This window comes from Halobellus limi (assembly GCF_004799685.1).
Classification (GTDB): Archaea; Halobacteriota; Halobacteria; order Halobacteriales; family Haloferacaceae; genus Haloquadratum; species Haloquadratum limi.
This window is the reverse complement of the sequence record NZ_CP031311.1, coordinates 1,117,106-1,129,835: the sequence shown is the minus strand read 5'-3', so window position 1 is coordinate 1,129,835 and position 12,730 is coordinate 1,117,106. Positions and strand designations below refer to the sequence as shown.

At 60.3% G+C, this 12,730-nt stretch carries 12 protein-coding genes and 3 pseudogenes; 8 read left to right on the top strand and 7 right to left on the bottom strand.

Annotated features, from left to right (window positions below):
• Positions 1-153 precede the first annotated feature (153 nt).
• The gene (locus tag DV707_RS05770; RefSeq protein ID WP_103990180.1) at positions 154-492 is read left to right on the top strand and encodes a toxin-antitoxin system TumE family protein; all 339 of its coding nucleotides are present in this window, start codon (positions 154-156) and stop codon (positions 490-492) included.
• Between the two features lie 23 nt (positions 493-515).
• The gene (locus DV707_RS05765) at positions 516-965 is read left to right on the top strand and encodes an HVO_A0114 family putative DNA-binding protein (protein ID WP_235010714.1); all 450 of its coding nucleotides are present in this window, start codon (positions 516-518) and stop codon (positions 963-965) included.
• A 189-nt stretch (positions 966-1,154) separates the two neighbouring features.
• On the opposite strand, the gene DV707_RS18925 is transcribed toward DV707_RS05765, so the two are convergent.
• The 7 genes and pseudogenes from DV707_RS18925 to DV707_RS05740 all read right to left on the bottom strand — a co-directional run bounded on the left by DV707_RS18925 (position 1,155) and on the right by DV707_RS05740 (position 4,802).
• A complete protein-coding gene (locus tag DV707_RS18925) occupies positions 1,155-1,310 on the bottom strand; it encodes a hypothetical protein (protein ID WP_235010715.1) in 156 nt (51 codons plus the stop codon).
• A gap of 150 nt (positions 1,311-1,460) precedes the next feature.
• Positions 1,461-1,775 (bottom strand): annotated as a pseudogene (locus DV707_RS19380) (DUF7718 family protein); the annotation flags it as partial.
• Between the two features lie 147 nt (positions 1,776-1,922).
• Positions 1,923-2,107: pseudogene (locus DV707_RS19290) on the bottom strand (hypothetical protein).
• 2 nt (positions 2,108-2,109) lie between these two features.
• Positions 2,110-2,322: pseudogene (locus tag DV707_RS05750) on the bottom strand (glucose-1-phosphate thymidylyltransferase); the annotation flags it as partial.
• 141 nt (positions 2,323-2,463) lie between these two features.
• Positions 2,464-3,666 carry a Cdc6/Cdc18 family protein gene (locus DV707_RS05745; protein WP_103990182.1) on the bottom strand — a complete coding sequence of 401 codons (1,203 nt, stop codon included), beginning with the start codon at positions 3,664-3,666 and terminating at the stop codon, positions 2,464-2,466.
• A 507-nt stretch (positions 3,667-4,173) separates the two neighbouring features.
• On the bottom strand, positions 4,174-4,323 hold the full coding sequence (locus DV707_RS18750; protein WP_200820837.1) for a hypothetical protein: 150 nt from the start codon (positions 4,321-4,323) through the stop codon (positions 4,174-4,176).
• Between the two features lie 239 nt (positions 4,324-4,562).
• Positions 4,563-4,802: a hypothetical protein gene (locus DV707_RS05740; protein ID WP_103990183.1), complete on the bottom strand. Its 240-nt coding sequence runs from the start codon at positions 4,800-4,802 to the stop codon at positions 4,563-4,565.
• Between the two features lie 266 nt (positions 4,803-5,068).
• Between DV707_RS05740 and DV707_RS05735 the strand changes: the two genes are divergently transcribed.
• The 6 genes from DV707_RS05735 (at position 5,069) to DV707_RS05710 (ending at position 12,683) form a co-directional block, all read left to right on the top strand.
• Entirely contained in the window at positions 5,069-5,299 is a 231-nt protein-coding gene (locus tag DV707_RS05735; protein ID WP_103991212.1) for a hypothetical protein, read from the top strand.
• A gap of 173 nt (positions 5,300-5,472) precedes the next feature.
• Positions 5,473-6,729, top strand: coding sequence for a glycosyltransferase family 4 protein (locus DV707_RS05730; protein WP_103990184.1), 1,257 nt, complete (start codon positions 5,473-5,475; stop codon positions 6,727-6,729).
• Positions 6,726-8,045, top strand: coding sequence for a sulfatase (locus DV707_RS05725; RefSeq protein WP_160113905.1), 1,320 nt, complete (start codon positions 6,726-6,728; stop codon positions 8,043-8,045). Before DV707_RS05730 ends, DV707_RS05725 begins: the two co-directional genes overlap by 4 nt.
• Positions 8,042-9,271, top strand: coding sequence for a sulfatase (locus tag DV707_RS05720; RefSeq protein ID WP_103990186.1), 1,230 nt, complete (start codon positions 8,042-8,044; stop codon positions 9,269-9,271). Before DV707_RS05725 ends, DV707_RS05720 begins: the two co-directional genes overlap by 4 nt.
• Positions 9,268-10,377 (top strand): glycosyltransferase family 4 protein, encoded by a 1,110-nt coding sequence (locus DV707_RS05715; RefSeq protein WP_103990187.1) that lies wholly within the window; start codon positions 9,268-9,270, stop codon positions 10,375-10,377. Before DV707_RS05720 ends, DV707_RS05715 begins: the two co-directional genes overlap by 4 nt.
• Positions 10,374-12,683, top strand: coding sequence for a DUF2206 domain-containing protein (locus tag DV707_RS05710; RefSeq protein WP_103990188.1), 2,310 nt, complete (start codon positions 10,374-10,376; stop codon positions 12,681-12,683). Before DV707_RS05715 ends, DV707_RS05710 begins: the two co-directional genes overlap by 4 nt.
• Positions 12,684-12,730 lie beyond the last annotated feature (47 nt).

The window sequence follows — 12,730 nt, the reverse complement described above, 5'->3', positions numbered from 1 at the left end:
GACACGAACGGGAGATCGTTTTCGTCGATCGTCGGTGCTCATCAGTTGCGGTCGGTGCGAAGATAAATCGTATGAGTATTGGGAGTGCGACAATTGCTATTGGCCTCCTGACCAATATTCTTATAGTATTGGTCTGTGTACCATTAGGTGAGGATGGTCTCACTGACCGACGACGACCTTGACGGGGTACGTAGGGTAGAGAAGTACCCTGACGGGACCGTCGTCCGCGTGTTCTGTATGCGGACAGATCGTGACGCGTACCCGTCCGGATGGGCCTACAAGCTCCACTACGGCGCGACGGAGCCGGACCCGCCCCGCACGCTTGACGATGGAACGATTCGTCGCTACGATAACTCACACGAATACACAAAAGGACACGAACTACACGTTGCACCGGACTCCGACCCAGACAGCATCACGTTCCCCGGGATGGTCGAACTCTGGGAACGGTTCTGGAGCGAGATCCCAAAATCCGAGTTCGAGGTCAAGTGAGGCCTTCAATCACGGTGATACTTATGAACGATACCACGCCGCCGCTGCACCCGATGGAGCGCGAACAGCTTCGGGCCGAATCAACCCTCGTCGTGACTGTGAAGTCCTCCAGTGAGTTCCACGACGACGTCACCGACGGGATCGAGGCGCTCGAAGGGGGCGACGCGGTGGATTCCACGCCGACGCTCTCGTTCACCAGCTACGACGATCTGATGGAGACGCTGACGCCGCGCGTCCTCGATCTCATCGACGCCATCCGCCGAGAAGAGCCAGCCAGCATCAACGAAACCGCACGGGTCGTTGACCGGGACGTGAAGAACGTCCACGAGGAACTCAGTCGGCTCGCCCAGCTGGGCATCATCTTCTTCGAGGAAGAGGGCCAGCGTAAACGCCCGGTCGTCTGGTTCGACGAACTCGTCATCGCTCTCCCGTTCGATCCAGAGAGTGGCGACACGGCCACTGCCGCGCCGTGATACTGACTGCTCTCGTCTCTTACCGGTGATCACCACGACCGGGGATAGCGATCACCGGGACACAGTGAGAGCAGTCAGTATGAATCGATAGGGAACGCGATCAGGCGATCGTTTTCGTCGATTCGTCGGTGCTCATCAGCTGCGGGCGGCGCAGAAGAACTGCGAGAACAGTAGCAGACGGGTGCTGAGCTACTCGTCAACAACGTTCGCTTCGCTTGGAGGCGCGATCTCGATCTCCGCTGCACCCCGTTCGATGGCCTCCGGCGTAGTCCCCTCGGCCTCGGCGAGCAGTTCGGTCAGCTCGTCCGTCGAGAGGGGGTCTTCCGCCGGCGGTTCCTGGCTCATACGCTCAGTTAGGTCCCACGAGTGTATAAACGTAGGTGGTGTGGATCCCCCGTCAGGCCACCGTGGCGGCGATCCAGGGGTGATTCGGCCCTCATAGACGTCGATAAAATAATCCGCGTTGGCATCAAGATAGTCGGTACAGGACCGGATTACTTTGCCCCGACTCGTCGGGAGTGGGCTATGGGACGGACGGAGCTTCACAGGCGGCTGGGATCGTCGAGCAGTATCGATGTGGAGGCCTTCTTGATAGATGTCGTGTCCGAGTGCGGCAGTTTCATTATGATCGATTCGGGCGATGGCCTCCCACTGAACGGGGTTGACACCGGTTTGATAATGCAGTTGAACGATGAACCGAGGAATGTGGTTCGACTGTCGGTCGAAGCCAACTGTACGTACACAGTTCGGCGTACTCCCACCGACAACCTTCGAGACATCGTATCCAGCGGGCGGTGAGGGTACTCGCATACCTAACGGTTCCGAGAATCAGCAATTAATTCTCCGGTACGTTCCCACAGAAGCAGGTCTCAACAGGAAGGGATGCGAACTCGAAAAGTTGGAAGAAGCCTCCCGACGCCGGGAGGGAATCGACGCCTTCCGTGATGGCTCGATCGCCTACATCCGGTACTGCTCGCGATTGTCGAGGAAGTGTTCGCGCGCCTCTTGGGGAAGGTCCGCGAAGCGGAGGACTTCCTGACAGCCGAGTCCGGGACGGGACACTTCATCACGCGATTGCTTTCGAGTTCGTTCGCGGCGACGACGGTGCCACAGGCCGGACAGGAGTGAGTGATGATTCTCATTTTCACAATCTGAGCTGGGAGTTCTCGCCGACGACGAGTCTACGGCCCTCCGGGAGGAGGGTCTCGGCGCTCTCGACGTTCGCGCCGCGGCCGAGGAGGCTGTCGACGATCCGACCGTTGGCGGTGATGGTTGAATCGCCGATGACGACGCTGTTCTCGATGTGGACGCCTTCGAGTTCTGAATTCGCGCCGATCGAGGTGTACGGTCCGACGTATCGTAGCGTTTGCAACTGATTGCACATCCGATCGCACGGCGTCGGGCGATCGCGTGGGCGAAGACTTGCAAACACTCGCCGGATACCAGTCGGTAGTTCGCTCCCGAGAGAGAGTACGTTTCGTCTGTCTCAGTCCGAGCGTCACCCCGGATTGGCCGCCGCTTCGATCTCGCGCCTGATGTCGAGAACGATCTGAGGATCGAGATCGAGACTGTACTCGTAGTATCGTCCACCACCCTCTCCGTGATTCTGGCCAGTTCGGCGCAGGAATCCGAGCATATGGAGGTCCGAGAGGTGGTTTTGAATGCTCTTCAGCGTCGTGAGTGGGGCGACGGCGTGTGAGTCGGCGACATCTTCGTATCGGTTTTTGATCGCCTTCGATCGGGCCGGTGCCTCCTCGTGTTGTTCGATATATGCCAGGGTTTCGAGCAGCAGTTGGGCGTGCTGTGTCTGATCCCGGATCCGGTTTCGCAGCCGACCGCGTTGCACGAGTTCCTGGGCCGCGACGATATGGGTGTCGTCGACGTGGGTGTCGCCTCGCTTTTTCGCTACTTCGCCACCGACTCGGAGGAGATCGATCGCCTGGCGTGCGTTCCCGCGGTCTTTCGCTGCGATCGCCGCCGCTCTCGCGATCGCCGACTCCTCACAGACGCCGTCCACGAACGCGCGATCGGCGCGGTCAGCGAGGATCGCCCGGAGTTCGCTCGCATCGTACGGGCTGAACGATATCTCGCTCTCCATCAGCGTGTCCTTGACCTTCGGAGAGAGCGACTGCCGGAAGGTGTAGTTGTTACTGATTCCGATGACGCCGACTTTCGAGTTCGTAATGTGACCGATCGATCTGGCACGAGGGAGTTCATACAGGAGCGTGTCGACCGCATCGAGGTGGTCGATCTCGTCGAACACGATCAGATGTGTCCCACCGAGTCGATCGAGCTGCCCGTAGAGTTCCTCGAACGCGTCGGCCGTCCCGAGGCCTCGCTTGGGAAAGTCGCTCGCGGTGTCCGGAAGCAGTTCGTTGACGAGCGTGCGGACGACAGCATACACGGTCTTCCCGTTACAGTTCAGTTCGTGGACGTGTAACTCCTCAGCGTCAGGACGCTCCGTGACTTCGGTCTGGAGGGCCTCCATCATATATTTCGTCACGGCGGTTTTGCCGAGTCCCGCCTTCCCGTACAGCATTATGTTCTGCGGAGTACGGCCGAAAAGGACGTCTTCGAGAGCGTGGCGGTATTCCTCGATCTCCTCGTCACGTTCGAGGATCTGATCGGGTTGGTGGTCCTCAGAGAGAACTTCTTTGGCAGCGAAAATCGACCGTTCGACGTCGCTGAATGGCCCGGCCATTGGTCTACCGCTCGAAACTACCCAATCATATTTAAAACCTCGTTTTGTTTGTTTCTTCTGTCTTGCTAGTGGCACTCGAAATGCACTGCTAGACTCCACCGCGCCGGAAGACAAACGAATTCCACTCTCCCTCTTCGGCAGACAGACGCAGCGTTCGTCCGGGACGCTCCCGTTCCGCAGACAGACGAAACGTACTCTCCGTCGATGCACACGACCCATTCCCGTTGTGAGAGTGCGCACCGATGGTGGTCGCCGAGGACCGCTCCGCGGAACTCGAAGACAGACGAAATCCACTCTCTCTCGGGGCACTCCCGAGCCGAAGACAGACGAAACGTACTCTCTGTCACTACTATGGCATAGAGTTTCTACCAGGACGGACCACACAGTCGGAGGGTTCGAGCTCCGCGATTGCGGCGAAGACCGCCTCAGACTGATTACTCTCGTCTCTTCCCGCCGAGCGCCGTCAACGGGGGTGGCGTCGGCGGTAACAAGTGAGAGTAATCAGTATCAATACCAGCCGACGAATTCGCCGCAGTTGCCGCATTTCGCCCGGGTCGCCCAGCGGTCCCCCTGGTCGTGCCTGTCGGGCGGGACCGACGAGACGTCGACCGCGATCTCCGAGCACTCGGGGCACTGGGAGGGGATCGTCTGACTCACGTGGATAGCTATGGAGTACTGTGTCAAAGTTAGACATCCGTTAGAGGAGCTCTACGCCCTGCGTATCGGGGATGGTCGCGTACCTATTCTATCGGGGCACCTGGCGGTATCGTGAATCGATGCAAAGACTGTCATCCGGTGCGCCGCCGAATCGGGAACGGGTGGAGGAGCTGTTGAGAGGAGACTCCGAGAGACGTGCGACGGCTGCGGAGTCGGCGGGGTTGACTGATCTCGGGTGATTACGTCACCGAACCCCGGTCACTGTTCGTCGAAAGCGGCCACAACACGGCGCGCCGCACCCCGAGTGCGGTCAGCGCCGCGAGGTAGACGACGAGCAGTCCGCCGATCGAGCAGAGTTCCGGGATCGACGGCGCGGCGTGTGCGTCCCGTGTACCATCGGTGTCGAGGGGCGAATCGGGATCGCTCGCTCGCTTGGGTCTGTCGGGTGTCGACTGTGGAGGGGACGTCTGCGGGGCCATATCTCGTATTTCGGGTCTGGTGGTACAAAATCCGTCGGAGAGACAAACCGCGTTTTTAGTATTTGTTGGGATGGGGGTTTGTGGGGGGCAGCGACGTCACCGCAGTCCAAAACAAGACCTATAATTCCGGGAGCAACTAAAAAGCCATCCGAAGAGTGGCCGATATTGCTCCACTCCGAACTCAGGTGAGCAATATTTTGACGCGGTCCAAAGGTTAATACAACCGCAATAACCTATCTGACAACAGATTGTCTATCAAGGAAACGATGGTTATGCAGGAAAATACTCGCTCGGTTGATATTCCGGAACGCATAGTTGAACGCGTTGAAAATCGGCTCTCTCGGACTGAATGGGACGACCCAGGTGAGTACATCACATACGTTATGGAGGAGGTGCTTTATCAAGTAGAGCAAGAGACAGAAGATGACGACTTCGAACCGGTTGACGAAGCGGAAGTCGAAGATCGCCTGAAATCTCTCGGCTACCTCAACGAATGAAGATCGGGAATCCTGTCTGTCTCAGCCGAGATCCGTATCTATTCTCGTAGTATGGGATTGCTCACTCGCTCGTTTCTACTCGGCTTCATTCAGAGCTACGGAATCGCGAACGCGTTGTCATTCGGGATGACTCTCTCCAGAAGTAATCGTCACCGAGGGAGAATTGGTCAGTAATGCGCGTCATTCACCTCTACGACGGCCACGAACAGGTGTACCGGGGCCGTGGATCTGTCCCCGGTGTCGTCTGGAACGTCGCCCGCGGGACCGCCGCCGCAGGCCACGAGGTGACGGTCCTCGAACGGCAATGGGAGGGACTCCCGGCGACTGCCGAACACGAGGGCGTCGCGTTCCACCGTCTCGACCTCCGGACTGGCGCAGACGAACCGTGGACGCGCGTTCCCTACGAGGAAGTGACGTCTCCAAGCGGTGCGGTGCGCCTCGTCGCCGATCGGACGAACTTCGCTCTCGCGGCGCTGCGCTGGCTCCGCGGGATGGAGTTCGATGTGCTTCACGTCCACCTCCCGTTTGCGGCGAACGTCCTCGCGACCGTTGCGCCGTGGTTGCGCGATCGGATGGTGTACACGGCCCACCTCGGAGAATTGCGGTTAGACCTATTGGAAGGAGGACAGGAGGGTGACGGAGACGGTCCCGATGTTCCCTCATTCCTCTCCGTGTTCTCGCCAGACGTCTTCCTCGCGAACCGCGTTGCACAGACGACCGTCCTCAATCCAGCCATCGAATCGGCGTTCGTCGACCGGGGGGTTCCTCCGTCGTCTGTGAGGATCATCCCCAATGGCGTCGACATCGAACGGTTCGGTACGGTCGACACTGCGGCTCTCAAGCGGGTCCGTGAGACATATGGGATCGGCGATCGACCGGTCCTGCTGTTCGTGGGGACACTGATGCCCCGGAAGGGTGTCACAGAGTTGGTGGGTGCGATCGATAGGGTCGTGAACGAACGGGATTATGACGTCGATGTCGTACTCGCTGGCGAGGCTGACCTCGACGTGTCGTACACTCAACGAGTAGAAAGGTTGATAGCACGCGCCGGACTGGATTCTCATATTACGATGCCCGGCTTTGTTCCCGGGGAGGACCTCACGGCGCTCTATCACCTCGCGGATGCGCTCGTCGTTCCGTCTCTCGAAGAAGGATTCGGGATGACTGCAATCGAGGCGATGGCTGCGGGAACACCCGTAGTCGGCACACGAGTTGGGGGTCTCCCGGACTTGATCGATTCTGAACGGACAGGCACGCTGGCGGATCCCGGTGACGTCTCCGGACTCACGGACGCAATCGAGGATATGTTGAATCTAATCGTAGATTCGAGAACAGACATCGAGGACGCGGCGCGGTCAAAGGCTGCGGAGTACGCTTGGCCGTCGGTTGCCGAGCGGTTCATCGAGGTATACGAGGAGGTACACGCGTGAGCTCGGACGAGCGACGAAACGTCGTCCTCGTGACCTACGACAGCCTTCGGGCGGATCACTGTGGGTGTTACGGGTACGGACGGAACACGACGCCGACGCTGGACGAGATGGCGGATTCGGGGCTTCTCTTCGAGAACGCGATCGCGTCGGGCGTGCCGACCATCGCGTCGATGACGAGCGTGATGACTGGTCGGCATTCGCTGGCGAGTCCCGAGATCGGCTTTAACGAACAGCAGCGCGAGCAGGTGACGTCACGGCCGACGATCGCGGAGGTGCTCTCGGAGTCCGGATACAGTACCGGCGCGCTGTCCCCGAATCCGCCGGCGTCGAGTTACTTCGGCTTCGATTCGGGGTTCGACTGGTTCGAAGACTTCCTCGCAGAGGACCGTGGTGTCCTCGAACGCGCGTGGCGGCGGATCTTCGAGAGTTCGATCGAGGGGGGCGGACTATCGACGTACCTGCGGTTGTTCCGGAACGTCGTCACACAGAGCGAGGTACTGCGGCCGTGGGAAGACTTCTACGACGAGATTCTCGCGTTTCGCGAACGCGCCGAGGAGCCGTACTTCCTCTGGGTCCTCCTCCTGGAGCCACACCATCCGTGGATGCCGCCGAGCGACACCCAGCAGTGGAGTTCGCGGTCGGATAAGTACGCCGCGTTTCGGCAGTACTGGGAGATGTTCGACAGCGGGTGGACGCCGGACTTCTCAGCGGCGGAGCACCAGCGTCTGATCGACCTCTACGATGACTCCATCCGGTACGGGGATCAGTTCCTCGCCCGATTGCGGGATGACCTCGCGGACGACGACCCCGTATTCGTGGTTCACGCCGATCACGGCGAGGAGTTCGGCGAGCACGGTCGGTACGGTCACCAGCCGTACCTCTACGAGGATCTAACGCACGTGCCGCTCGTGGTGTGGAACGCAGACGAGCGGGGACGCGTCGAGCAACCGGTCGAACTGCGGCAACTCGCACCGACGATCGCTGAACTCGGCGGCGCGGAACACCCCTTCGACGTCGATGGGTTGTTGACCGACTCCGAGGAGGCCCGGCCGTGGGTTGTCTCGAAGGTGTTCGCCGAAGGGAACCGACGGGCTGCGGTCCGGACGCGATCGGGCAAGTACATCGAAGAATCGGACCGGCGCGAACTCTACGACCTCTCTGCGGATCCCGATGAACAGCGGGACCGCTCGGATGAGAACCCGCAGTCGAGCGCGGCCTTCGGTGATGCTCTTCGATCGCACGTCCACGACGAACAGGAGCGTCGCGCGGTCGAGGCCGCGCGCGAAGCGGTAACGGAGGGTGAGGTGGAGCTATGAACGACGTGGAGCGGCCGAATATCGTGTTAGTGACGGTGGACAGCCTCCGAGCCGATCACTGCGGGTGTTACGGGTACGAGCGGAACACGACGCCGACGCTCGATACGATGGCTCGCGAGGGAACGAAGTTCGAGCACGCTATCGCTCCCGGCCCGGCGACGCCGGAGTCGATGCCGGTGATTTTCACCGGCGACTGGCCCGTCGATCGCGACGTCGACGGCGACTCCGAGCTCGTGCGTCGCCGCGAACGCATCCGCGCGCATATGGAGGCACGATATACGTTACCCGAGCGGATGCGAGAGCTGGGGTACGAAACCGCCGCGTTCACCCCGAACCCCTTCACCTCGCGACACTTCGGTTTCGATCAGGGGTTCGATCACTTCCAGGACTTTATGGACGAATCGAACCGCGGATCGCTGTACGAGACGGTCTTTCAGGGCTTCCTGGAGGGTAGCGGCGCGTCGTCGCTCGCCCGTGCGTTCGTGAACTTCTGGCAGCGCGAGGAAGTGTTCAAGCCCTGGGAGTCCTACTACGAGGAGGTCCTCGAGTGGACACGGAACGCGACGGAGCCGTACTTCCTGTGGGTGTTCCTGATGGACGCGCACAACCCCTATCTCTCCTCTGCGGAGTACCGAACGCAGTCGAGACTGCGGGAGTTCCGCGCGAACGTGGAGTTCTGGCGGCAGAGCCACGAAACGCCCTTTTCGGACACTGTCCACGGGGAACTGGTGACCGCGTACGACGACTCCGTTCGGTACTCGGACGCGTTCTTAGAGCGCCTGCGCTCGGACCTCCGGGAGGACGACCCCGTGATCGCCGTCCACGGAGATCACGGCGAAGCGTTCGGCGAGCACGACGTGTACGGACACGAGCCGTATCTCTACGAGGAGAACGTGCGGGTGCCGTTGGTCGTCGACGGACCGCCCGCAGGGGAAATCTCGGAGCCGTTTTCACTCCGTGAACTGCCCGACGTACTCTCCTCTATCGCCGCTGGAGACACGACCATCGGCCCCACGCGTCCGGCGGTGGCTCGGACTCGCGACGGGGACGCGCTCTCGGTACGGATTCCCGGGGAGACGCACCGACTGGCGCTTTCGGAGGGTGAGGGAGACTCGACGCTCCCGGAAGCCATCGACACCGTCGTCGCGCGATACCGCGCGGGAGAGCGGGAGCGGCGTTCGATCGCCTCCGCGGCGAGCGCCCTCGCGACGGACGAGACGTTATGAGCGACCGCATCGTCATCGCGCACGGCGGCGACGTGAGTCGGCCGAGTGGCGGCACAAACCGCGTGTCGGCGTTCGCCTCGGGGCTCGTCGACCACGGTCACGACGTCACGCTCGTGGTCCCGGAACCCGAAGGGGAGTTCCCCTCTCGGCTCTCGGCAGTCGACGTATCGCCCGTTTCCGTTCCGAACTCCGGCGTCGTCGACCAGCCGCTGCGGGCGGCGGCGATCGCCAGGCGAGCGAACCGAATCGCATCGCGGACCGACGCGACGGTCCAGTTCGAGCACTCGACGCTCGGCGGCGTCGGTCAGATCCTCGGCGCCCACGAGTTCGTCTTGGATATGCACGACCTCGCGTTCGAATCGCCGCTGTACGGCAATCTCCCCGCGGGGTCACTCGTCCAGGGAGCCATCAGGCGAATCGAGGGGCGAGCGGTCCGCGGTGCCGCGGCGGTCGTCGTCGTCTCCGAGCGGATGCGGGAACTCGTCAGCGACGCGTGGGACGTCGACCCCGAGTCGATCACGGTGATCCCCAATGGGTACTTCGCCGACGAGATCGAGGCGTACCGGACCGCGGAGACGGTCCCCGGTCGGGTGGCGTTCCTCGGGACGCTCCATCCGAAACTCGACGCCGAGGCGTTCTTCGAGACGGCGGCCCTCCCGGAGGTCGAAGAGCTGATCGTGATCGGCGACGGGGCGAAGCACGAGGTGCTCGAAGAAGGGAAGCACGCACGAGGGCTGGACTCGTTACGGATCGCGGGTCGACTCCCCGACGAGGAGGCGTTCGAGCTGGTGGCGTCGTCGTCGGTCGCGATCAACCCCCAGCAGTCGTCCGGGCTCCAGCGCGCGTCTTCGCCGGTGAAACTCTACTATTACGCGGCCCTCGGAGTCCCGATGGTGGTCTCTGCGGGGCCGAGCGTCGTCGAGGAACTTGCGGCCGAGGGCGCGGCAGTGGCCGTTGAATCTGGTTCCTCGTTCGCGGACGCGGTGCAGGAGGTATTGCAGGATGAGGAGCGGCAAAGAGATATGAGTGAGAGGGTCGAAGAGATAGCCAAGACGATGCGGTGGGACCGGCGGGTCGATCGCTTGGCTGATCTCTACAGAATATGAACACTCGTTACGTTCGTGCGACGCTAACCAAGCCGTTCCGTCGGCAGGACGGTCACGTAGAGATCGAGATCACAGGGCGATCGCTCCTCGCGTTCTCCGTGGCGGCGCTCGCTCTCGTAAAACTCTCAGATCTGTTGGGCGACCTCGTAGTCGATCTGGTGTTATTCAGGACGCTCCTCGCGGTCGTCTTCCTCACATTCGTTCCGGGACTGTTCGTCCTCCTCCAGTTCGACTACCACGAGGAGAGTTTCACGACGACCGTCTGTTACGCGTTCGGTCTGAGTCTCTTTCTCGTGATGTTCGTCGGCGGCGCGACGAGCCTCCTGTTCCCTGCTGTGGGGATTATGCGGCCGCTCTCGCTGGACTGGCTCATCGTCACGTGGGTCGTTCTGAGTGGTCTTCTGGCCTGGACGAGTAGCGGATCACTGACGTTTCGCGTTCCCGAAGATCGAATTTCGGATCCTCGAACCCCGTTCTTCCTCCTGTTTCTCCCAACGAGCGTTCTCGGAACGATCCACTACAAACTGACCGGGAACAACCTCGTGTTGCTCGGCCTGCTGACGACGATCGCGGTGATCCCAGTCGTCGTCACGGTTCGATCGCGGGAGACGTGGTACCTCCCGCTGACTGTCTGGTCGATTGCGCTGGCACTCTTGTTCCACGGGATGGGACTTGGTTCGTACACGATCACTCAGCCACTCCCGCAGGTGACGATGGAACACCTCCGATGGATTCCGAACCACAGCGACGGGCTCGGGTCACTCCTCGCGAACGGCGTTCTATTCCCGGTATACGCGGTGGTCTCGGGGCTCCCGATAGCGGTCGAGTGGAGTATCGTGAACACGTTCCTCGTGTCGTTCCTGCCGGTCACGCTCTACGAGTCGTTCCGGCGGCACATCTCTCCGAAGGAGGCGTTCCTGTCGGCGTTCCTGTTTATGTCCGCGTACTCGTTCTACGTCCTCTATCCGGGTGCGGGACGCGCGGCGACGCCGGTCATCTTCATCGCGCTTCTCGGACTGGCGTTTAGTGACAGACAGCTTCCCGCGTCGATTCAGAAACTGTTCCTGCTCGCGTTCGGATTCGGGGTTGCCGTATCCCACTACGGGACAGCCTACGTGGTCCTGTTCGCACTGATGTCCGGTCTAGCGGCGTTTTACACACTACAGGTATTGCTCTACCTGAATATTCCGAGGTGGCTCCCGAAGCGGTTCACAGCGGTTCAATCCGATGGCGGCAGGAGGTCTCTGGGTACGTCGCTGACTGGGGTCGCACCTCCTCTACTCCGACCGTCGTACCTCGCCTATTATGGTATATTCTCAATGGCCTGGTACCTCTATACCGCCGAGGGTGCGAAATTCGCGGTGTTGCCTCGCAAGATCATTGACGCCGTAAGTGGGGTACTCTACGCCGAGGCGAGTGGGAGTACTGTATCGTCGTTCCAGCAGACCTATGCCGGGACTGCGATCACTGTCTCGAAGTACCTCTATGTGGTATTCGGTCTCCTGATGTCGCTCGGCATCGCTATTGCTGTGCTTCGGCTCGTCGTACTCAGGGACGAGCGGATCGACGCCGGTTATCTCGCCGTCGCAATCGGTTTTATGAGTATGTTCGTCGGGTCGGCACTTCCCTCGGGGAACGGGTTCGCGGTCGCGCGCGTGATGATGATTATATTTACATTCGCAGTTCCCTTCGCAGTAATCGGCTCACGGGAATCTGGGAACTTCTTGGAGTGGATGTTCCGGCACGATTTCAGTCGCGTTTCATCAACCTGGTCCGGGTATCTTCCAAGTCGGACAACGCTTTCTCTCGTTCTTGCGGTGTTTCTGTTATTGAATATCGGCGTCGTCTCCGAGACCGTTACTAACGATGTCGCACCGAGTAATTCGTTGAGTGGAGAACGGTTATTGAACAGCGACGACCCGGATTTCCGGTTACGTGCCACGGCATGTGGGCGCTGTAACGTTCAGACGCACGTGTGGAGGGGAAATCAGATCCCCCGTGAAGAGACCGTTCACGTTGGCCTGCGAATGGACAACCAACGAGACTACTACCGCGGGACACTCGCAGAGCAGACGGATTTGCCGCTCAGTTACAACGTCATTGGCGCAAATCAGTCGGACGTACCATCCGGCGATTTCCTCGCCTTGCTTGCACATAATCGGGATTTAGGTGGTTTCGCTATTGGATACAAATTCAACTTTTATCAAAGAGATATGAATGCGTTCACGACTGGAAGCCAGGTGTATTCGAATGGATATGGTGTTATTTATTACGAAAACTCATATGATAACCGAACACTGAACTGATATCGAAATCAGTCCGGTGAATCATTACTGGCTTAATGTTATCAACC